Raw genomic sequence first — 20,510 nt, forward strand, 5'->3', positions numbered from 1 at the left:
CGCTTTCTGCAGAGCGACTTCGAGGCCTGGCCGGCGCCACGGGCGGCACCGGGACCACCTGCCCGCACGACGCCGGCACGCTCGGTTGCTGGCCAGTAGCGGCGTCGCCCGGCAGCCTGCGCGGGGTTGGTCGCAGACCGATTTGCCACTGGACTGCGCTTGCTTCGGCCGCCGCTGCGACTGGCCGACCGCTTGCCAAGGAGTGACCGAAATGGATCGGAGATCATTGCGTCTGCTGCTTCCGCTGCACTTGGGCTGCCTGCTCAGCGGCAGCTGGCTGCCGGTTCTTGCGGCCGACGTGCTGCGGCTCGCGACGACCACCAGCACCGACAACTCGGGGCTGCTGCGCGCCATCCTGCCGCAGTTCGAACGCCAGCACGGCATGCGCGGCCACGTCATCGCGGTCGGCAGCGGCAAGGCGCTCAAGCTGGCGCAGAATGGTGACGTCGATGTCGTCCTGGTGCACGACCGGCGCGCCGACGACGCCTTCGTCGCCGCCGGATACGGTGTCGAGCGCCGCGACGTGATGTACAACGATTTCGTTCTCCTCGGGCCGCGCAGCGACCCGGCGGGCGTCGGCCGCAGCGGCGATGTGCTCGACGCCCTGCGGCGGATTGCCGACAGCCAGACGCGTTTCGCATCACGCGGCGACGATTCGGGAACCGATCGCGTGGAGGAGAGCTACTGGCAGCTTCTGGCGATGCCGGCCAGCGGCCGGCCATGGTACATCTCGGCTGGCCTCGGCATGGGTGAGGTGCTGATGATGGCGGGCGAAATGCAGGCCTCTACGCTGTCGGATCGCGCCACGCACGCCACCTACAGCGGGCGCACCGGTCTCGAGATCGTCTTCCAGGGCGACCGCAGGATGTTCAATCCCTACGGCGTCATCGCCGTCAACCCGCGCAACCATCCGCTGGTCAATCACGCCGGCGCGCTGGCACTGATCGACTGGCTGACCGGCCCCGCCGGCCGTAGCGCGATCAGCGCCTTCCGCCCGCAGGGCGAGCAGTTGTTCTTCGTCGCGGCCGGCAACTGTGGGGCGCCGCTTGGGACTCCTGGAAGCCACCCGGTCCGCCTTGCTGCTGCTCGTCTCTGGTGATCCCGAACTCTGGGGCATCGTCGGCGTGTCGCTGTCGGTGACCCTGCGCGCCATGCTCGTGGCGACGCCGCTCGGCATCGCCGCCGGCTACCTGCTGGCCACCGTCGCCTTCCCCGGACAAGGATGCGTCAGCGACTGACGTCGGGCAGCGCGGGCTCCTCCGGCAGCCCGCCGACGACACGCCGTGGCTGCAGGCTGCCCGCGGCGTCGACCTCTCCGAGACCGAGCAGGCGGCTGCCGCTGTAGACCCGGCAGCGGCCGAGCGCCGCCCTGACGCCGACGCGGTTGCCGTGCAGGAAGCGCTCGCCACCGACCTCGTCGAGCTGGACGGGGGGCAGGCTCTGCAACAGGGCATCGGCAGGCAACAGGCACGCCAGGCGTCCGTCGGCGCTCATTGCCGACAGCACATCGAGGGAGAGGGCATCGGCGATCCGCAGCGGACCGACGGCGACCCGGCGCAGGGCGCCGAGATGCGCGCCGCAGCCGAGAACGGCGCCCAGATCCATCGCCAGGCTGCGGACGTAGGTGCCCTTGCTGCAGCGAACCAGCAAGCGACAACGGTCACCGGAGAAATCGCGCAGCCGCAATTCATGGATGCTCACCGCGCGCGGCGGGCGCTCGACCTCGATCCCCTGCCGCGCCAGCTCATGCAATGGCCTTCCTGCCCTCTTCAGGGCCGAGTACATCGGCGGCACCTGAAGCATCGGGCCACGAAACGCCTGCAGGGCGAGCTCGAGTTCACCGGCTGAAAAGCCCACCGGGGACCGCGCCAGGATGCGGCCATCGGCGTCGCCGGTGTCGGTCGTGACGCCGAAGACGAACTCGCACTCGTAGCTCTTGTCTGCCGTCAACAGGTCCGCCGAGAACTTGGTCGCCTCACCGAAGCACAACGGCAACAGGCCGCTGGCGAGCGGGTCGAGGGTCCCGGTATGCCCGGCCTTGGCTGCCGAATAGAGGCGGCGGGCAGCCTGCAGCGCCGAATTCGAAGTCATGCCGCCGGGCTTGTCGAGCAGCAGCACGCCGTCGACGCGACGCCAGCTCTTCCTTGCCGTCACTTCAGGATCGCTCTGGATGCCCGGGCTGGTCGCCGTGATCGGAGATCGCCGCAGCCTCGCTGATCAGGCGCGAGAGCTGCGCGCCGCGTTCGAGCGACTGATCGAAAACGAAATGCAGTTGCGGCGTCATGTGCAGGCTGATCCGCTTGCCCAGCTCGGTGCGCAGAAAGCCGGCCGCATGCTCGAGGCCGGCCATCACCGAATCGAGATGGTCGCTGCCGCCAAGGCTGCTGAAGAAGACCTTGGCATGCGCGTAATCGGGGCTGACCGCGACCTCGGTCAGGCTGATCATGCCGACCCGCGGATCGCGCAGCTCGCTGTGGATCAGGTCGGCGAGTTCGCGCCGAATCTGCTCGGCAACCCGCTCACGACGGGAGAAACTCCTGTTGCCTGCCACTCAGAGCGTCCTCGCGACTTCCGTCACGTCGTAGACTTCGACCTGGTCGCCCTCGACGTAGCCGTTGAAGTTCTTCAACGACAGACCGCACTCGAAACCGCTGCGCACCTCCTTGACATCCTCCTTGAAGCGCTTCAGCGACTCGATCTCGCCGTCCCAGAGGACGATGTGATTGCGCAGGAGGCGGGCACGCGAAGTCCGCTTGACGACGCCCTCGAGAACATAGCAACCGGCGATGGTACCGATCCGGGTGGCGCGGAACACTTGCCTGATCTCTATCAGGCCGGTGATGTCCTCCCTCTTCTCCGGCGCCAGCATGCCCGACAGCGCCGCCTTCACCTCGTCCACCGCATCGTAGATGATGTTGTAGTAGCGGATATCGACCCCGGCCGCTTCTGCCGCCTTGCGGGCACCAGCGTCGGCGCGTGTGTTGAAGCCGATGATCACCGCCTTCGAGGCCTGCGCCAGATGGACGTCGGACTCGCTGATGGCGCCGACTGCGGCGTGGATGACGTTGACCTTGACTTCGCCGGTCGACAGCTTCTGCAGCGACTGCACCAGCGCCTCCTGCGAACCCTGGACATCGGCCTTGATGATCAGCGCCAGGACCTTCGCTTCGGCCTCGGTCATCTGCTCGAGAATGCTCTCGAGGCTCGCTGCCTGCTTCGTCGCCAGCTTGACGTCGCGATACTTGCCCTGTCGGAACAGAGCGATCTCCCGCGCCTTGCGCTCATCCGCCAGAACGACCGCTTCCTGCCCGGCAGCCGGAACGTCGGAGAGCCCGAGGATCTCGACCGGGATCGACGGACCCGCCTCCTTGATCACCTTGCCGTTCTCGTCGAGCATCGCCCGCACGCGTCCGAAGACCTGTCCGGCAAGCAGGACATCGCCCTGGTGCAGGGTTCCCGACAGCACCAGCATCGTCGCCACCGGACCACGACCACGATCCAGGCGGGCCTCGATGATCAGCCCCTTGGCCGGCGCCTGTCGGGGAGCCTTGAGTTCCAGAACTTCCGCCTGCAGCAACACGTTCTCGAGCAGTTCGTCGATGCCGGCACCGGTCTTCGCGGATACCGCGACGAAGGGCGCGTCACCGCCGTACTCCTCGGGCACCACCTGCTCGCCGACGAGTTCCTGTTTCACCCGCTCCGGCTGGGCAGCCGGCTTGTCGATCTTGTTCACCGCGACGACGATCGGTACGCCCGCAGCCTTGGCATGGTGGATGGCCTCGCGAGTCTGCGGCATCACACCATCGTCGGCCGCCACGACCAGGATCACCAGATCGGTGGCCTTGGCGCCGCGCGCCCGCATGGCGGTGAAGGCCTCGTGACCCGGTGTATCGAGGAAGGTCACCATGCCGCGATCCGTCTGCACGTGATAAGCGCCGATGTGCTGCGTGATGCCTCCTGCCTCGCCGCTGGCGACGCGGGTGCGACGGATGTGGTCGAGCAGCGACGTCTTGCCGTGGTCCACATGGCCCATGACGGTGACCACCGGCGCGCGCGGCTCGAGCACGACGTCCTTCTGATCGGCCGCGCTCTCGTCGAGGAACGCATCCGGGTCGTCGAGCTTGGCGGCAAGCGCCTTGTGCCCCATCTCCTCGACGATGATCATCGCCGTTTCCTGATCCAGAACCTGGTTGATGGTCACCATCGTGCCCATCTTCATCAGCGCCTTGATGACCTCCGTCGCCTTGATCGCCATCTTGTGGGCCAGATCGGCAACGGAAATCGTCTCGGGCACGTAGACCTGATGGATCACCGGCTCGACCGGCAGCTGGAAGGAGGAATGCTGCTCGTCCTCGTCGCTGCCGCCACGCGGCCGCTTGCCGTGCTTGGTGTCGCGCCATCCCGTGGCACCGGTGGCGCCACGCGTCTTCAGCCCCGGGCGCTTGCTCGCGCCTTCGCTCTTCCACGTGCCCTTCTTGTCCGCTACCTTCTTGTCCGGAGTCTTCTTGTCGGCCGCCTTCTTGTCGGTCGTCGCCGTCTTGCCAGCTGGCTTGTGCAGGGTCTTGTCCTCGGGCGGCCGATCGCTTGCCGTCTGCGCTGCGGCGACCTTGGCCGCACCAGCTGCCTTCGCCGCCACCGCCTTTTCTTCGGCTTCCTGCTTCAGTCGCAGCAGGTCGGCGCTGCGCTGCTGCTTGCTCTTGAACTCGGCTTCCTGCCGCGCCCGCAACTCGGCATGGCGGCGCTCTTCCTCGGCGCGCAGCCGCTGCTGCTCCTCGCCAATGATCGAAGCGCGCGTGACGACCTTCTTCGCGCCCGGTTTGGCTTCGACCGCCACGGGCTCGGCCTTCGGCTGCTCGACGAGTGGCGCTGCCGCCTCCACCGGCGGCGCCTGCTCCGGCTCGGCAATGGACACCGGCGGCAGGGGCTCGGCCACCACCTCGACGACGGGCTCCGGCGCCAGCGTGACGACCGGCTCGAGCACCGGCTCGACGGCCGCCACGGCGGCCTCGGCTACCACTGCCGGAACCTGCCTGGCAGCCGCATCGGCGACGTCACGCTTGACCAGTACACGCTTCTTGCGCACCTCGACCTGCACCGTGTGCGACTTGCCGTGCGAGTCCTGCTGCCGAATCTCGGAGGTCTCCCGGCGCGTCAGGGTGATCTTGGTCTTGGCCTCGACCGGCCCGTGCGAGCGTCGCAAGTACTCGAGCAACCGCGACTTGTCCTGCTCCGACAGCAGGTCATCGACCTGTTTCTTGGCAACGCCCGCCTTCTGCAACTGCTCCAGCAGCGACCCAGCCGGCATTCGCAGCTGACTGGCGAATTGGGAAACACTTGTCTGCGCCATTCTTACCCCTCTTTTCCCGCTTGCTCGAACCAGTGCGCACGCGCCGTGGTGATCAGTTGTGTGGCCTGCGGCACGTCGATGGCGGTGATCTCGACGAGTTCATCGACCGACAGGTCGGCCAAATCGTCGCGCGTCTTGATCCCGCCACCTGCCAGCTTGCCGGCCAGCGCCTTGTCCATCCCGTCAAGGCTGAGCAGATCGTCGGCGACCTCGGCCAGCGTCTCCTCGGTGGCGATCGCCTCGGTCAGCAGGACGTTGCGCGCCCGCTCGCGCAGTTCCTGCACGGTTTCCTCGTCGAAAGCCTCGATCTCGAGCATCTCGTGCAACGGCACATAGGCAACCTCCTCAAGGGTCGAGAAACCTTCCTCGATGAGGATGTTTGCCACCTCCTCATCGACATCGAGTTTCTCCATGAAAAGGACGCGAATCGCTGCCGCCTCGGCTTCGACGAGTGTCTTCGACTCTTCCTCGGTCATCAGGTTGATCGACCAGCCGGTCATCTCGGAGGCGAGGCGAACGTTCTGGCCGCCGCGACCGATCGCGATCGCCAGGTTCTGCTCGTCGACCACCACGTCCATGCTGTGTCGTTCCTCATCGACGACGATCGAGCTGACCTCGGCCGGCGCCAGCGCGCCAACCACGAACTGCGCCGGATCCGCCGACCAGAGGACGATGTCGACCCGCTCGCCGGCGAGCTCGTTGGTCACCGCGGTCACCCGCGAGCCGCGCATCCCGACACAGGTGCCGATCGGATCGATGCGCTGATCGTTGGACTTGACGGCGATCTTGGCGCGCATGCCGGGGTCGCGCGCCGCTGCCTTGATCTCCAGCAGCCCGTCATCGACTTCCGGAACCTCGAGCGCAAAGAGCTGGATGATGAACTCCGGAGCCGTGCGCGAGAGGATCAACTGCGGCCCGCGCGCCGAACGGTCGATGCGCAACAGGAAAGCCTTGACGCGATCGCCGATGCGCAGGTTCTCGCGCGGAATCATCTGGTCGCGCGGCAGCAGTGCTTCCATCTTGCCGGTCTCGACGATCGCGTTGCCCCGCTCCATGCGCTTGATCGTGCCGGAGACGAGGTGCTCCTTGCGCGCCAGGAAGTCGCTCAGGATCTGTTCCCGCTCGGCGTCGCGAATCTTCTGCAGGATCACCTGCTTCGCCGCCTGCGCGCCGATGCGGCCGAAGTCGATCGGCTCCAGCGCCTCCTCGAGGTAGTCGCCGACCTCGACATCGGGATCCTGGGTCTGCGCCTCCGACAGGGGGACCTGCTGCTCCTCGTCGAGAAAATCGGCATCGGCCACCACTTCCCAGCGACGAAAGGTCTCGAAATCACCCGTCTCGCGGTCGACCGCCACTCGCACGTTGGCATCGTCGTGCACACGCTTCTTGGTCGCCGACGCCAGCGCCAGTTCGAGGGCGCCGAAAACGATCTCCCGCGTCACGTTCTTTTCGCGCGCCAGTACATCGACCAGCAGCAAGATCTCGCGGCTCATTTCCTCATTACCTCCTGGACCGGCTTCCCGCCCGATTTCCCTGTTTCAAATCTGGGCACCAGACGTGCCCGGTCGATGTTGTCCAGCTCGACATCCATGTCACCCGCGTCGATCCGCAGGCGCACCTTGCCGTCGATGACGCCGCCCAGGACGCCGCTGAAGTTGCGCCTGCCAGCCGCCGGCAGCCGGAGCTTGAGCGTGATCTCGCAGCCGGCGAAGCGCGCGAAATCGGACTCCTTCTTCAGCAGCCGGTCGAGCCCCGGCGAGGAGACCTCCAGGCGCTCGTAGTCCACGTCCTCGACCGCCAGCACGCGCGAGAGATGGTTGCTGACCAGCGCACAGTCGTCGACATCGATGCCGCGCGGCTTCTCCGGCTTGTCGATGAAGACGCGCAGGACGCGCCCACGCGGGCTGCGCTCGAAATCGACCAGCTCGTATCCGAGACCGGTCAGCGTCTTCTCAAGTAGTTCGTGTACATCCATGGCTGCAAACAAAAAATGGGCAAAAAGCCCATCCCCGGTTGGATGCCCCGCAAGGGGCGAGCGGAAAACCGTTGGATTATAACGAAAAAACCGGCGCGGGTAAATCGGCCCGCGGTCGCAACAGAACGGCGGCGGCCGATCAACCGGGCCGCGGACGCGGCGGCGGGCGCCTCGGCGCCGACGGTGCCATGCCGAAATCGATCAGCAATCGCCGCACTTCGGGCTCGGCCAGTTCCTGCACCCTGCCGCGCTTGAGGCCCGGCGGCAGCACGAAAGGGCCGTAGCGAATGCGGATCAGGCGACTGACCACCACCCCGACGGCCTCGAAGAGCCGCCTCACCTCGCGGTTGCGGCCCTCGAACAGGGACACGCGGTACCAGCGGTTGGCGCCCTCACCGCCGGCATCCTGGAAGGTGCCGAAGCTTGCCAGCCCATCCTCGAGCTCGATGCCGTCGAGCAGGCGCTGCCGTGCCTCGTCGGGCAGATCGCCGAGGATGCGGACGGCGTACTCGCGCAGCAACTGGTAACGCGGGTGCATCAGGCGGTTGGCGAGATCGCCGGAAGTGGTCAGCAACAGCAAGCCGCTGGTGTTGAAGTCGAGACGGCCGACGGCCACCCAGCGGCCTGCCGCCATTCGCGGCAGCGAAGTGAAGACGCTCGGGCGGTGCTGCGGGTCGTCGCGCGAAACGATCTCGCCTTCCGGCTTGTGATAGAGGAGCACCCGCGGCAGGCGGTCGGCAGAACGCAGTCGCACCAGCTTGCCGTTGATCTTGACGCGGTCGTCCGGGTTGACCGACTGTCCGATCTGCGCCGGTTCGCCGTTGACCGTGATGCGACCGGCAGCGATCAGCGCCTCCATCTCGCGCCGCGATCCCAGGCCGCTGTTGGCCAGCAGCTTGTGCAGCCGCTCAGGCTTGCCCGCAGGCTCGGTGCTGAAGCGGCGGTGCGGCGCGTCGGTCGGGCGCGCGCCGCGCCCCGACGGACGGCTGCCGGCAGCCGGCACGAGCGGTGCTTCCGGGCTCGCCACGGGCCGACGCCGCGTTGCTGCCACGCCGGGGGATGAGCGCGATGGGCGAGCGGAATCAGCCGGCGGACGGCGCTTGTGGTTGGGCATCGGAGAGGTCCAGAGTCGGGTTGATCTGTTCGAGTGTCGGCAACTCGGCGAGGCTGCGCAGACCGAGGTCGTCGAGGAACTTCTTCGTCGTCGCCAGCAGCGCCGGCCGCCCCGGGGTGTCGCGATGGCCGACGACGTCGACCCAGCCACGTTCCTCGAGGACCCGGACCACCTGCGTGGCAACCGTGACGCCGCGGATGTCCTCGATGTCGCCACGGGTCACCGGCTGCCGGTAGGCGATGATCGCCAGCGTCTCGAGGACGGCACGCGAGTAGCGCGGCGGCTTGTCGGGGTGAAGACGTTCGAGATAGGGCATGTACTCGGCGCGCGTGCGGAAGCGCCAGCCACTCGCCACGGGCAGCAACTCGAGCGGGCGCCCCTGCCACTCACTGCGCAGCGCCTCGAGCAACGGACGCAGCACGTCGGCGGTGATTTCATCATTGAACACCTTGCGCAATTCGGGCAGAGAGAGCGGCTCCCGCGCACTCAGCAGCACCGCTTCGAGCACTCGCTTGAGTTCATCCGGAGTGGCCGGCAGCTCGGCACTGGCGGAATTATCGGACGGCACCGTGTTCATCGACCAGTCTCAGGTAGATCGGGGCAAATGCCTCGGCCTGCGTCATTTCCAGCAGATGTTCGCGCGCCAGTTCGAGCAGGGCGAGAAAATGGACGACCAGCACCGGCGCGCCGAGACCGACGTCGAAAAGATCGACGAAATCGACGAACCCTCCGGCGGCCCGCAGGCGGCGCAGGATGACGCCCATGTGCTCGCGCACCGACAGTTCCTCGCGCTGCACCAGGTGGTGCGTGTGCAGTCTCGCCTGTTGCAGGATGCCACGCCAGGCACTCTGCAGGTCGGCCACGCTGACCTCAGGCAGGCGCCGCAACAGGGCCTTCTCGACCCAGACCTCGACCCAGTCGAAATCGCGTTCTGCCTGCGGCAGCTCGTTGATGGCATGCGCCGCGCGCTTCATCTGCTCGTACTCGATCAGGCGCCGCACCAGTTCGGCGCGCGGATCCTCGACCTCCTCGCCCGCTGGCGCCTTCGGCCGCGGCAGCAGCATGCGCGACTTGATCTCGATCAGCATCGCCGCCATGACCAGATAGTCGGCGGCCAGTTCGAGATTTCGTGACCGCATCGCCTCGACGTAGAGCAGGTACTGGTCGGTCAGCGGCGCCATCGGGATATCGAGGACGTCCACGTTGGCCCGGCGGATCAGGTACAGCAGCAGGTCGAGCGGCCCCTCGAAGGCGTCGAGCATGACCGCCATCGCGTCCGGCGGGATGTAGAGGTCGTGCGGCAACTCCGCCAGCGGTTCACCGTAGATCCGTGCCAACGGCCCGGCCGCATCCTCCGCCAGCGAAGGGCCGTCCTCGGGGACGGCAGCAATGTCGCCCATCACTGCTCCGGAACTGGCGACACCGCTCAAGCGTAATCCAGCCCGATCGCCTGCCGGACCTCGCGCATCGTTTCACGGGCCAGGTGTCGCGCGCGACCGCTGCCGTCGGCAATGATCTCGTCGACCAGTCGCGGGTCGTCGAGGTAGGGTTGCGCCCGCTCGCGCATCGGTTCCTGCTCGCGCAGGATGCCGTCGATTACCGGCTGCTTGCACTCGAGGCAACCAATGCCGGCGCTGCGACAGCCCTGCTGCACCCAGGCACGGCAGCCCTCATCCGAGTACACCTGATGCAACTGCCAGACCGGGCAGTTGTCCGGTTCGCCGGGATCACTGCGCCGGACGCGCGCGGGATCGGTCGGCATGCGGCGCAGCTTGTTCGTCACCGACGCCGCATCCTCGCGCAGCGTGATGGTGTTGCCGTAGGACTTGGACATCTTCTGGCCATCCAGCCCGGGCATGCGCGCCGCCGCCGTCAGCAGGGCGCCTGGCTCGACGAGGATCATCTTGCCAGTCCCCTCGAGATGGCCGCACAGCCGCTCGCGATCGGCATGCGAGAGATCGTGCACCTCGGCGAGCAGACGCTGCGCCGCCTCGATCGCCGCCTGCTCGCCGCGCTCCTGATAGTGCGTGCGCAGTTCCTCGTAAAGCCGCGCGCGTTTCGCGCCGAGCTTCTGCAGCGCCTCGCGCACCTTGTCCGCGAAACCGGGCTCGCGACCGTACAGGTGGTTGAAGCGGCGCGCGATCTCGCGCGAGAACTCGATGTGCGGCACCTGATCCTCGCCGACCGGCACCTTGCCGGCACGATAGATGAGAATGTCGGCCGCCTGCAGGAGCGGGTAGCCAAGGAAGCCGTAGGTCGAGAGATCCTTGTGCTCGAGCTTTTCCTGCTGATCCTTGTAGGTCGGCACGCGCTCGAGCCAGCCGAGCGGCGTCATCATCGACAGCAGCAGATGCAGCTCGGCGTGCTCGGGTACCTTCGACTGCACGAACAGGGTCGCCCGCCGCGGGTCGACGCCTGCCGCCAGCCAGTCGATGACCATGTCGCGGGCGGCGCCGACTATCCCGTGCGGATCATCGTACTGGGTCGTCAGCGCGTGCCAGTCGGCAACGAAGAAGAGGCAGGGATACTCGTGCTGCAGCCGGACCCAGTTCTTCAACACGCCGTGGTAGTGACCGAGATGCAGGCTGCCCGTCGGGCGCATCCCGGAGAGGACTCTTTCTGCGTACATTCTGTCTGCCATCGCTCAGGAGGGAAGTTGGAAAAGGAATCCAACGAGTCCGCCGACGAGTTGCATCACCGGCGTCAGCAACGAACTGAGGATGCCGGTGAACAGCAACAGCAGCAGGATCGGGAAACCGAAGCGCTCGATCTGCGCGAAGCGCCAGGCGGCCGCCGGCGGCAACAGGCTGACGGCGATGCGACCACCATCGAGCGGCGGCAGCGGAAACAGGTTGAGCACCATCAGCACGAGGTTGATCGTCATGCCGACCTCCGCCATGCGCGACATCGGCAGGCTGAAGAAGTTGAGCGGCAGAAGCCAGGCGAGCTTGAGCAGCGCCGCCCAGAAGAGCAGCATGGCGAGGTTGGCCCCCGGCCCGGCGGCCGCCACCCACAGCATGTCGCGCTTCGGGTGCCGCAGGCGCCCGAAGTTGACCGGCACCGGCTTCGCCCAGCCGAACAGGATACCGCCAGTAGACAGCAGGAGGATGATCGCCGGCACCAGGATCGTTCCCACCGGATCGATGTGCTTCAGGGGATTGGCGGTGATGCGGCCCTCCTGCCACGCAGTCGGATCGCCGAAATGCAGCGCGGCGTAACCGTATGCCGCCTCGTGCAGGGTGATCGCCAGGATTACCGGCAAGGCAGCGATGGCGATCGTCTGGATCAGGGAATCCATGCGGCTCCTCTCAGTCGAGACCGAACGGCGCCAGCGCGCCGCGGCCTGCGCGAACCAGCAGCGGCAGCGCCGCGGTCAGATCGATGACGGTCGTCGGCTCGATGCCACAGCGACCGCCATCGAGGATCAGCTCGATCTGCGCATCCAGCCGGTCCTGGATCTCCCAGCCCTCGGTCAGCGGACCCTCGTCGCCGGCGATGATCAGCGTCGAGGTCAGCAGCGGCTCACCGAGTTCCTCGAGCAGTGCCAGGGTGACCGTGTGCGCCGGCACGCGCAGACCAATCGTCTTGCGCTTCGGGTGCAGGACGCGCCGTGGCAGCTCGCGCGTTCCTTCGAGAATGAAGGTGTAGCTGCCGGGAGTCGTCGCCTTGAGCAGGCGGTAACGGGCGTTGTCGACCCGCGCGAACTGGCCGATCTGTGACAGGTCGCGGCACATCAGCGTCAGGTGGTGGCGTTCGTCGACGCCGCGCAGACTGCGGATGCGCTCGACTGCCGCCTTGTCGCCGAGATGGCAGCCAAGTGCATAGCTCGAATCGGTCGGCAGCGCGATAACGCCGCCCCGACGGACGGCCTCGGCCGCCATGTGCAGCAGGCGCGGCTGCGGGTTGTCGGGGTGAATCGTGATGTACTGGGCCATTGCCGCATCCTGCCCGTTCAGAACAGTTGCCAGACGGGCCGCAGTCCATCGGGCAGCGGCGGCAGCCGCCCGAGATCGACGTAGCTCTCACCCGGGCCATGGAAATCCGACCCCCGCGAGGCGGCGAAGCCGTATTCCCTCGCCAGCCGCGAATAGAGGTCGACGTGCTCCGGCGTGTGACTGCCCGACATGACCTCGATCGCCTGCCCACCGAGGTCGCGGAACTCGCCGAGGAAGCGCCGCATGTCGCTGCGCGACAGTTTGTAGCGCCCCGGATGCGCCACCGTCGCGACGCCGCCGGCACCATGAATCCAGCGCAGCGAGTCGGCCAGGGTCGCCCAGCGATGATCGACATAGCCCGGCCGCCCGGGAACCAGGTACGACTCGAAGACGCTGCGCAGATCCTTGCACACCCCGCGCTCGACCAGATGACGGCCGAAATGCGCCCGACTGACTAGGTTCGGATTGGCGGCCAAGCGCATCGCGCCGTCGAAAGAGCCGTCGATACCGACCTTCTCCAGCTCGGCCGCCATCCGCCGCGCGCGCTCGATGCGGCCGCAGCGAACCGTCTGCAGGCCGGCGTTGAGCGCGGCATCGGCGGCGTCGAAGGCGAAGCCGAGGACGTGGATCTGCAGGCCCTCCCACTCGATCGAGATCTCGACCCCGTTGACCAGACTCAGGCCAACCTCGCACGCCGCCGCGCGGGCCAACGGCAACCCGGCGATGTCATCGTGATCGGTCAGGGCCAGCATGTCGACGCCATTCTCCGCTGCCCGACGCACCACTTCCGCCGGCGCCAGGAGGCCGTCCGAACAGGTGGAATGGCAGTGCAGGTCGCAGTTGGGCACGGCGGGAAAGGTCCTTGGGGCACGGCAGGACTGCGCATGATAGCACAGCCGCCGCCGCGCCCCGGCGGCAGGCGCGCCCGGTGGGCGATCGGCCGCGCCCGATGGCAAGCCGATGCGTCGGCGAAAGCGGCTCTTGCCCAGCCAGGCTGGTTGACCTCGCGCCAACGCGACCGGCTACGATCCTGAGGAAACGAACATCAAGAATGGGGAAATGCCATGACGACATCCAGCTTCCGACATGTCCCCTGCGGAGTGCCGGTCAATGCGAGCGAGGCACTCGCCATCGCGAAAGTCAAGGGCAGGCTGCAAGGCATTCCGGGTCCGTGGGTGCTGTTGTCGAATATCAGCCATTCCAGCCATTCGACGCGGCTTTCCGATGAGATCGACCAAGTCATCATCGGCCCACAGGGAGTCTTTGTGGTCGAGGTCAAGCATTGGGACGCGGCGTGGATGAAGCAGAACGCAGCGGTCGTCGACAACGAGGCCGAACGCATCAACGACAAGGCCAAGCGTGTCGCCGGAAAGTTGAAGACCGCCTTCGACCCCGGTTTCGTCGCGCCACGTCTTCTGCTCACGCGCGGCGGAACAGGCGTCCAGGCGGGGAAGCGCATGCAGAGTCGCGGCGTCCCGATATTCGGACCTGGCGAGTGCCGCGACTTGGTCGACGCGGAAGGTGCCGTGTGCTTGTCTGCCGCTCAGGTCGAGCGCGCCGCCTTGTTGCTGGAACCGGCGGCCCGGACCACACTGACCTGCGACTTGCGCAGCTTCGCCGGGCTGATCAATCTCGAGCGAATGCCGACGCCCGATGCACCCTTTCACCGAGCCTATCGCGGTCAGCATCCGACGCGGCGCGACAAGGTCGTTCTGCATCTCTACGATCTTTCCGCCACTGACGAGAAGGATGGAGGGAACCGTGCCAGGCGCGAATACGAAGTCATGCAGCGCTGGCAGAAGTCACCGTATCTGCCCAACCTGCTCGACTCCTTCCAGGAAGCCGAGCGGTATCCGGGCGAGCTGTACTGGTTCTCCCTGGTCGACCCTGGCGCGCCAACGCTCGCCGAACGTGTCAAGGACGCCAACTGGGGTCTGGACGACCGCCTGCGCTACGCGCGCCAGGCGCTCCTGGCGCTGGCGGAATTTCATCAGCCGCACGAGCCAGGATTGCAGCGCATCGTTCACCGTCACATCACGCCGCATACCCTGCGGGTTCGCCACAACGGATGCCCGCTGTTCCCCGACTTCAGCCTGGCCCGCCTGGACCAGGCGCTGACGATTTCGCTTGCCCCCACGGATTTCGGGCAGGACTCCCCTTATGTTGCCCCGGAGGTTCGTCAAGATGGCTTGGCGGCTGCGGATACGCGGTCGGACGTGTATGCCCTGTGCGCCAGCCTGGTCACCGTTTTCCCTGGGGACGAACCGCGCGCCCGCGAAGCGCGCCAGTTCCTGGAACAAGGTTGCGCCCATAATCCGGAGGGGCGTGAGTCGCTTGCCGAACTGGCCGCCGTTCTGGAGCGGAACACCGCGCCGCTTGCCAGGCCGACGCTCGACCTTCCGGCGCCGGAGTACTGGGACGAAGACACCGTAGTGCCCTTCCAGCGGGCGCACTTCAAGATCATCAGCCGCCTCGGCCGTGGCGGCGTCGGCCAGACCTTCAAGGTCGTCGAAGTCGATGCGCGCTCCGATGAAGTCTTCGGCAGCTACGTTGCGAAACTGATCCACCACCAGAGCGACGCCGACGTCGCGCTGCGCGCCTATCGTCGGGTGCGCGCCTACACGATCCACCCGCACCTTTCGGCGATCCACGAAATTGCCCCCGAGTGGCAGGCGGATCGCTTCGTCGCCCTGATGAAATGGGTCGAGGGAACCCCCGTGTCGGACCTGACCGGCGTGCTTGCCTTGCAGGCAGATGATTTGGGCGAGGCCAGCCTGCAGGACCTCTTGTTGCGCTGGCTGCGAGACCTGAGCGACGCGCTCTGGGCCTTGCATCAGGTTGGCCTGGTACATGGCGATGTCAGCCCGCGCAACATCATCGTCCAGGGCGGGGAAGTGGTTCTGACCGATTACGATACGGTGACCGAAGCCGGCAAGCCGGTACGCAACCGCAACCCGCTGTACGCGAGCCATGGCGTCGACAACGGTGCGCCGATCCAGCCTGGCGATGATCTCTTCGCCCTGGCCGCCAGTTTGTTCCATGTGCTGTTCGACCGTTATCCCTTCGACTTCGCCGGGCAACGCAGCAAGAATCGTGGCTTGAATTGGCAAGGAGTGGAAGACAAGGGGCTCGAACGGGTGGTCGAATTCATGAAGCGTGCGACCTCGCCCGTCGACGGCGAACGGTTCGCGGATGCCCATGCGGCGTTCGCGTTCCTCAAGGCTGCGACGTTCGAAGGCGCAGCCGTTGGCGAGCCGGTCGTGTCGCCGCTTTCGGCCAACACCGCACCGCGGCTGACCGAACTGCTCTCGGCCTACCCGGGGTCGCGCCATGGCAACAGCGAAACCCGCGGCCTCGATTCACCGGTCGCCGCGACGACCTACGTGGAGACCCGCCTGGATGGTGTCTTGCGGCGGGAGGTTGAGGACGATCAGGTGCACCTGGCGATCCTGTTTGGCAATGCGGGCGATGGGAAGACAGCCTTTCTGCAGCATCTACTGGCCGCGCTGGGGGTTCCCGATGTCCATTCTTCGCAGCGCGTGCAGGAGCGTCGCCTGGCCAACGGGCGCATGTTGAAGGTCAATCTCGATGGGTCGGCAGCCTGGCGGGGCCAGTCGGCCAACACCCTGCTCGACCAGTTCTTCCAGCCTTGCCATGACCTCGATTTCGCCGGCGCCGCACCCCATCCGCGGATTCTCGCGATCAACAGCGGCAAGCTGCTCGAGTGGTTGGACGCGCAGGAAGATACCCCGCTCTGCGAAGGACTTTATGCTGCCCTGTTCGACAGCGAAGGCGACGAGCAAACGGTGCTCGACCCGCGAATTCGCCTGATCGACCTCAACCGGCGTTCGCTGGTGGGAGGTCTTGCCGACGGCGAGCTTCGCACCGATTTTCTCAATGCGCTGCTGGACCGATTTCTCGGCATTGGCGACGAGACCGATCCATGGGCGGACTGCGCCACCTGCACCGCGCAGCACCGTTGCACCGCGTGGGGTTCGGTAAGCAGTTTGCGCGACCGGCATACCGGCCCGCGCCTGCGACTCCGGTTGTCCGATGCGCTGCAAGCCTGTCACCTGCGCGGCGAGATCCACATCACGGCGCGCGAACTGCGGGCAGCGCTGGTTTTCATCTTCTTTGGCGTGCATGACTGCGGCGAACTCCATGCCGACCCGGAATTGATGCCAATCCGCTATTGGGATCGGGCGTTCGCCGCCGAGGCGCCGCAACGGCAGGGAGAGCTGCTGGCTGAACTGGCTCGTTTCGACCCGGCGCTGGACAGCAACCCCTCGTTGGACCGGCACCTGCTCCGAGACACCCCCCACCGCGCGGACGAGATCGGCGCCGCGCTGGCCTCTGCTCGCCGCCGCGCCTGGTTCGAGTGGGATGATGCTCGTTACGCGGCCCTGCAGCTTCCCACCGATGCCCTGCCGTTGTTCGGTGGCCGGCATCTCGATCGCTTCCGCCGCGTACCGCTGATGAACCTAGATTCCTCTGTTAAGCCTTGACCGGATTTGATGAACGCCAGATTTGGCAAGGCTTTGCGGCCGATTTTGGCAACTGCGCCACAGTTCCTTTTGGGTGTCCCAGAGACATTCGAAAAATCCAATCTTCATAGCAACTTAGCTGCCATTCCTGGCTTCAACTGAGGAATCTAGGATGAACGACGACGATCGCGCCGTCCTGTGCCGTGACCTGTGCCTGGGTGTCGCCCGGCTGGAGGATCTGCCCGAAGCCGCGTTCTCGCGCGACTCGGGTCTGCCGCTGCGCATCCAGCCACGAACCCCGACCGAAAGCACCTACTGGGTGGTCAAGCCCTGGCAGCGTTTTCGCCTCGAAGCACGCCTGCCACGGACCGCCGAAGGTCTGGAAGCGCTGCATACGCACTTGCTGCTGATCTATGCCTACGCGGCCGGTGGCGAAGAGCGGTTGCCAGTCGGCCTGGAACTGTTCCATCTGCTGCTGGGGCTGAAAGAGGGCGCCCAGCTTTCCGGCGCCGGCCAGGAAGGTGTGTTCGCGCATCTCGAAATCTTCACCCTGCGCCTGGCGCAGGAGGACGCCCGCGAGCTGTACGGCTGGCATCCCGGTGATGAGGCCGGCGTGTTCAGGGTGTGCGTCGAAGCGCGGAGTGGGCGGCAGATTCTGGTCAGGGAGGCCGCATGAACGCCCGAACCATCGTCGAGAATGTGCTGACGCCAGCGCGCGCCAAGGCTTTGTGGACTGCCAACTATTTGCCGGCCCTCCCTTTCACGCCGCAGGACTTCCAGGTGGGCAGCCTGCTGCCGGCGATGCTGTACATGGCGCGCTGGGGCCACCGGCGCGGAAAGGGGCGTTTTGTCGAGACCTTCGGCCGACCAGACTCCAAGGGAAGAATTCAGCCGCCTTGGCTGATCGATGTGGCGAGGGGATTGCTGACTCGCTGTAGCGGCGATTTTTGTGGCTTTTCCGACGAGCATGGCCCTGCCATGCTGGCCGATCTGCTCCTGACCTATTGCCTGGAGAACAGGCAGCATGAGTTGGGGCATCATGAGGTGGTGCAGCGGGTTTTCCCAACCCATTACTTTGCGAGCTGGATCGATCTACCTGATGTGGTGGTCAACTTGCGCGGTGTTCCGGAACTGCTGACCACCGTGCTCGCTTGGCAGGACATGGGCGAAGCGCTGGTGCCCGAGGCCGGTCGCAGCCGTTTTCCGGTCGGCGTCGGCTTCGCCGAAAACCACTTGCTGAAGCAGTTTGCCCGGCACATGTCGGTACGTGGTCCTGCTGCCAATCTGGGCTCCGACCAGTTCCAAGAGGAGAGCGCCGACGACCTCGGGGTAGACGAACTGCTCGCCGTGCGCCTGGCGGAGAGCTGCGGCCACGCACCCGACCGACTGAGGGGCAGGGAACAGGCACTGATCGCCAATCGCTGGCCCATCGCCAAGGCTGCCGCCAGAAGACTGCGCGACGATCTGGCGACCTTCATCGAAGTCTATGGCACGGCACTGCCGCGTCAAGCCTTCCTGCCGATGCTCGAAGCAGGGATTGGCCTTGGCATGGTCAACCTGCTGTTGTCTACCGCGGTCTGCCTGTTGGGTGCAATTGAAAGTGCGACTGGCGCCGGCGCGAGGCGCTAGTGGCCACGGTAGACTTGTTCTGGCGCCAACGCATGGGGCTACCGTCATTCCGGCGCAGGCCGGAATCCAGCTCGTTCGTCAAGCTTCTCTCTTAGCAGTCGGTCGACAGTCGCACTTTCGATTGCACTCCTGCCTGTTCGAATGGGAACGAACCGGCGGCATACCGGAAGACCGGAAGCCGATGCCCTTGTTGGTGGACTGTTCGCACGGCATGGACACGAAGCTGCGCAACGCTTCTGAAGCCGCAATGAGCGAATGCCGGGCCCGCTACGAGCGGCTACCGGTGCTCATGATGCTGGCGCGACTGCTGGATGACCGTATCAGCCACCACCCGAGGCTGCACCGCGAACTGCCTCCACGGCAGCCTGATCCGACAGTCTGGTTCAATCTGCTGGGCGATATCTACCACGAACGGCATCCTCGGGCGGAGTCGATCAGGGAGCGACTCGACGAAGATTCCCTGCGTCTGGCCGATGATCTGGAGCAGGCGGGTGAGGCGCTGGAAGTCGCACGAGCGTTGCGAAACGACCACAACAATCCGGCGTTGCGCCTGGCGGAAGCACTGGTCGAGTTGCACGGGCATCAGCAACAGGGCGGCCAGTTCGCGAGGGCATTGGACAGCAGCCTGATGCCCAACCGCCCCAACGGCCTCGCCTTCAAACGCCGCGTTACCCGGAGCGAGGCCGGCATCAGGAGGGCGGCGGACCTGCGATCGATCGTGCTCTCGCACGCCCTGCTCGACTTTCTCGTCCATCGCCACCTGCGCAAGGACGGCGAAGGCAAAGCCGCGCGTCCACTCACCCTGCGCAGCTTCCTCGACATTCTGCGCGCGCACTATGGCCTTTACGTGGACCGTGAGCCACCGGGAATGTCCGTTCCCCAGGACCTGCTGCGTGCCAACAAACAGTGGCTCGAACGGCGCCTGCGCGACCTCGGGTTGCTCGTCGGGGTGAGCGACGCGGAATCGATGAAACAACTGCGCGCACGCTTTGATGTAGCATGATCGGCTTCGATCGTATCGCAGACGGCTACGACCATGCTCGCATCACTCCTCTTCGGCGATTACCGCCAGAAAGTCCTCGCCCGCTTGCTGCTGCACCCGGAACAGAGCTATCACGTCCGCGAAATCGCCCGCCTGACCGGCACCAGTGCCGGTACCTTGCACAGGGAACTGGCGCGGCTCGCCCAGGCGGGCGTGCTGACACGCGAGGAGATTGGCAACCAGGTTCGTTACGGCGCCAATCGGCGGTGCCCGATCTACCCGGAGCTGGCCGGCATCCTGCGCAAGACGTCCGGCCTCGCCGATGTGTTGACGGAAGCCTTGTCCACCTTGCGCGAACGCCTCACGCTGGCACTGGTGTTCGGTTCCGTCGCGCGCGGGGACGAGGGGCCAGGCAGCGATGTCGACGTCCTGCTGGTGGGGGATATTGGCTTCGCCGAGGTGGTGCGGGCCCTTCACGAAGCGCAGCCGAGCATTGGCCGGGAGATCAACCCGGTGGTCCTGTCGTCTGCCGAGTTCGACGACAAGCTGAAGGGCGGCGACACCTTTCTCGCCGCGATCCTGAGCGGAAAGAAGATACTCCTGATCGGAAACGAGGATGAGTCTGGAAAACCTGCTGGCAATCCAGCGCCTGGTTCGGCATGAGGCGGGGCGCTCCGTCGTCCTGAAGCTGCTCGCGGCGGCGGAACGGAACCTCGCCGATGCCAGGGTCACGGCGATCAGCGCGGAGAACCGCTTCGATGCCGCCTACAAAGCCATCCTGCAATGCGCGCTGGCGGCCCTCGCGGCCAGAGGCTATCGCAACCTCGACCAGCCAACCCGGGCACCACCAGACCGCCATCCAGACGCTCCCGCTGACCCTGGCCGTGGACAACGGCACCGTGATCGTCCTTGACGCGCTGCGCAAGCAACGCCATCTGACCGACTACACAGGCGACGGTGTCAGCGAAGCGCTGCTGGCGGAATGCATCGCCCAGGCCGAGTCCCTGTTGCGCCACGCTCGAGCCGCCCTCGGAGATCCCTGAC

At 66.1% G+C, this 20,510-nt stretch carries 19 protein-coding genes and 1 pseudogene; 8 read left to right on the top strand and 12 right to left on the bottom strand.

Translation table 11 applies throughout. The annotated features are described in order from the left end of the window. Positions 1-211 precede the first annotated feature (211 nt). Positions 212-1,099, top strand: coding sequence for a substrate-binding domain-containing protein (locus tag NFW30_RS09405; RefSeq protein WP_295354639.1), 888 nt, complete (start codon positions 212-214; stop codon positions 1,097-1,099). After that, on the top strand, positions 1,077-1,238 hold the full coding sequence (locus NFW30_RS09410; RefSeq protein WP_295354642.1) for a hypothetical protein: 162 nt from the start codon (positions 1,077-1,079) through the stop codon (positions 1,236-1,238). The genes NFW30_RS09405 and NFW30_RS09410 overlap by 23 nt, the downstream gene beginning before the upstream one ends. Here NFW30_RS09410 and truB read toward each other — a convergent pair. From truB to NFW30_RS09470, 12 genes are all read right to left on the bottom strand, one after another. Further along, complete coding sequence (gene truB / locus NFW30_RS09415; protein ID WP_295354645.1) at positions 1,228-2,154, bottom strand: tRNA pseudouridine(55) synthase TruB; 927 nt, start codon at positions 2,152-2,154, stop codon at positions 1,228-1,230. The genes NFW30_RS09410 and truB overlap by 11 nt on opposite strands. A 1-nt stretch (position 2,155) precedes the next feature. Then, positions 2,156-2,551 carry a 30S ribosome-binding factor RbfA gene (gene rbfA, locus NFW30_RS09420; protein WP_295354648.1) on the bottom strand — a complete coding sequence of 132 codons (396 nt, stop codon included), beginning with the start codon at positions 2,549-2,551 and terminating at the stop codon, positions 2,156-2,158. Continuing rightward, positions 2,552-5,347, bottom strand: coding sequence for a translation initiation factor IF-2 (gene infB / locus NFW30_RS09425; protein ID WP_295354650.1), 2,796 nt, complete (start codon positions 5,345-5,347; stop codon positions 2,552-2,554). 2 nt (positions 5,348-5,349) lie between these two features. Next, the gene (gene nusA, locus NFW30_RS09430) at positions 5,350-6,840 is read right to left on the bottom strand and encodes a transcription termination factor NusA (RefSeq protein WP_295354653.1); all 1,491 of its coding nucleotides are present in this window, start codon (positions 6,838-6,840) and stop codon (positions 5,350-5,352) included. Beyond that, the gene (gene rimP, locus NFW30_RS09435) at positions 6,837-7,322 is read right to left on the bottom strand and encodes a ribosome maturation factor RimP (RefSeq protein ID WP_295354656.1); all 486 of its coding nucleotides are present in this window, start codon (positions 7,320-7,322) and stop codon (positions 6,837-6,839) included. The genes nusA and rimP overlap by 4 nt, the downstream gene beginning before the upstream one ends. Positions 7,323-7,461: 139 nt before the next feature. Beyond that, the gene (locus tag NFW30_RS09440; protein WP_295354659.1) at positions 7,462-8,349 is read right to left on the bottom strand and encodes a pseudouridine synthase; all 888 of its coding nucleotides are present in this window, start codon (positions 8,347-8,349) and stop codon (positions 7,462-7,464) included. Between the two features lie 55 nt (positions 8,350-8,404). Continuing rightward, a complete protein-coding gene (gene scpB, locus NFW30_RS09445; RefSeq protein WP_295354662.1) occupies positions 8,405-9,013 on the bottom strand; it encodes an SMC-Scp complex subunit ScpB in 609 nt (202 codons plus the stop codon). Further along, positions 8,991-9,836: a ScpA family protein gene (locus tag NFW30_RS09450; RefSeq protein WP_295354665.1), complete on the bottom strand. Its 846-nt coding sequence runs from the start codon at positions 9,834-9,836 to the stop codon at positions 8,991-8,993. Before NFW30_RS09450 ends, scpB begins: the two co-directional genes overlap by 23 nt. 26 nt (positions 9,837-9,862) lie before the next feature. Further along, positions 9,863-11,065 (bottom strand): tryptophan--tRNA ligase, encoded by a 1,203-nt coding sequence (locus NFW30_RS09455; RefSeq protein ID WP_295354668.1) that lies wholly within the window; start codon positions 11,063-11,065, stop codon positions 9,863-9,865. Positions 11,066-11,080: 15 nt separating this feature from the next. Next, on the bottom strand, positions 11,081-11,734 hold the full coding sequence (locus tag NFW30_RS09460; RefSeq protein WP_295372024.1) for a site-2 protease family protein: 654 nt from the start codon (positions 11,732-11,734) through the stop codon (positions 11,081-11,083). A gap of 10 nt (positions 11,735-11,744) precedes the next feature. Beyond that, positions 11,745-12,371, bottom strand: a complete 627-nt coding sequence (locus NFW30_RS09465; RefSeq protein ID WP_295354674.1) for an L-threonylcarbamoyladenylate synthase — start codon at positions 12,369-12,371, stop codon at positions 11,745-11,747. Positions 12,372-12,388: 17 nt separating this feature from the next. Continuing rightward, a complete protein-coding gene (locus tag NFW30_RS09470; RefSeq protein WP_295354677.1) occupies positions 12,389-13,219 on the bottom strand; it encodes a 3',5'-nucleoside bisphosphate phosphatase in 831 nt (276 codons plus the stop codon). Between the two features lie 216 nt (positions 13,220-13,435). Between NFW30_RS09470 and NFW30_RS09475 the strand changes: the two genes are divergently transcribed. The 6 genes and pseudogenes from NFW30_RS09475 to NFW30_RS09500 all read left to right on the top strand — a co-directional run bounded on the left by NFW30_RS09475 (position 13,436) and on the right by NFW30_RS09500 (position 20,509). Further along, positions 13,436-16,876: an NERD domain-containing protein kinase family protein gene (locus tag NFW30_RS09475; protein ID WP_295354680.1), complete on the top strand. Its 3,441-nt coding sequence runs from the start codon at positions 13,436-13,438 to the stop codon at positions 16,874-16,876. Positions 16,877-17,027: 151 nt separating this feature from the next. Next, a complete protein-coding gene (locus NFW30_RS09480) occupies positions 17,028-17,531 on the top strand; it encodes a hypothetical protein (RefSeq protein ID WP_295354683.1) in 504 nt (167 codons plus the stop codon). Continuing rightward, complete coding sequence (locus NFW30_RS09485; RefSeq protein WP_295354686.1) at positions 17,528-18,484, top strand: hypothetical protein; 957 nt, start codon at positions 17,528-17,530, stop codon at positions 18,482-18,484. Before NFW30_RS09480 ends, NFW30_RS09485 begins: the two co-directional genes overlap by 4 nt. Then, a complete protein-coding gene (locus tag NFW30_RS09490) occupies positions 18,456-19,487 on the top strand; it encodes a hypothetical protein (protein WP_295354688.1) in 1,032 nt (343 codons plus the stop codon). The genes NFW30_RS09485 and NFW30_RS09490 overlap by 29 nt, the downstream gene beginning before the upstream one ends. 84 nt (positions 19,488-19,571) lie before the next feature. After that, positions 19,572-20,129, top strand: coding sequence for a nucleotidyltransferase domain-containing protein (locus NFW30_RS09495; protein ID WP_363322086.1), 558 nt, complete (start codon positions 19,572-19,574; stop codon positions 20,127-20,129). Further along, a pseudogene (locus tag NFW30_RS09500) lies at positions 20,083-20,509 on the top strand (DNA-binding protein). Before NFW30_RS09495 ends, NFW30_RS09500 begins: the two are co-directional and overlap by 47 nt. Position 20,510: the final 1 nt, after the last annotated feature.

The organism is Accumulibacter sp. (genome assembly GCF_023806635.1).
In the GTDB taxonomy this organism is placed as follows: Bacteria; Pseudomonadota; Gammaproteobacteria; order Burkholderiales; family Rhodocyclaceae; genus Accumulibacter.

What these genes read in the sequence shown, in the direction of transcription:
- NFW30_RS09465 (WP_295354674.1), bottom strand. Translation starts at nt 12,371, where the DNA reads ATGGCCCAGTACATCACGATTCACCCCGACAACCCGCAGCCGCGCCTG.
- NFW30_RS09460 (WP_295372024.1), bottom strand. Translation starts at nt 11,734, where the DNA reads ATGGATTCCCTGATCCAGACGATCGCCATCGCTGCCTTGCCGGTAATC.
- NFW30_RS09405 (WP_295354639.1), top strand. Translation starts at nt 212, where the DNA reads ATGGATCGGAGATCATTGCGTCTGCTGCTTCCGCTGCACTTGGGCTGC.
- rimP (WP_295354656.1), bottom strand. Translation starts at nt 7,322, where the DNA reads ATGGATGTACACGAACTACTTGAGAAGACGCTGACCGGTCTCGGATAC.
- nusA (WP_295354653.1), bottom strand. Translation starts at nt 6,840, where the DNA reads ATGAGCCGCGAGATCTTGCTGCTGGTCGATGTACTGGCGCGCGAAAAG.
- NFW30_RS09450 (WP_295354665.1), bottom strand. Translation starts at nt 9,836, where the DNA reads ATGGGCGACATTGCTGCCGTCCCCGAGGACGGCCCTTCGCTGGCGGAG.
- infB (WP_295354650.1), bottom strand. Translation starts at nt 5,347, where the DNA reads ATGGCGCAGACAAGTGTTTCCCAATTCGCCAGTCAGCTGCGAATGCCG.
- NFW30_RS09455 (WP_295354668.1), bottom strand. Translation starts at nt 11,065, where the DNA reads ATGTACGCAGAAAGAGTCCTCTCCGGGATGCGCCCGACGGGCAGCCTG.
- scpB (WP_295354662.1), bottom strand. Translation starts at nt 9,013, where the DNA reads ATGAACACGGTGCCGTCCGATAATTCCGCCAGTGCCGAGCTGCCGGCC.
- NFW30_RS09480 (WP_295354683.1), top strand. Translation starts at nt 17,028, where the DNA reads ATGAACGACGACGATCGCGCCGTCCTGTGCCGTGACCTGTGCCTGGGT.
- NFW30_RS09485 (WP_295354686.1), top strand. Translation starts at nt 17,528, where the DNA reads ATGAACGCCCGAACCATCGTCGAGAATGTGCTGACGCCAGCGCGCGCC.
- NFW30_RS09475 (WP_295354680.1), top strand. Translation starts at nt 13,436, where the DNA reads ATGACGACATCCAGCTTCCGACATGTCCCCTGCGGAGTGCCGGTCAAT.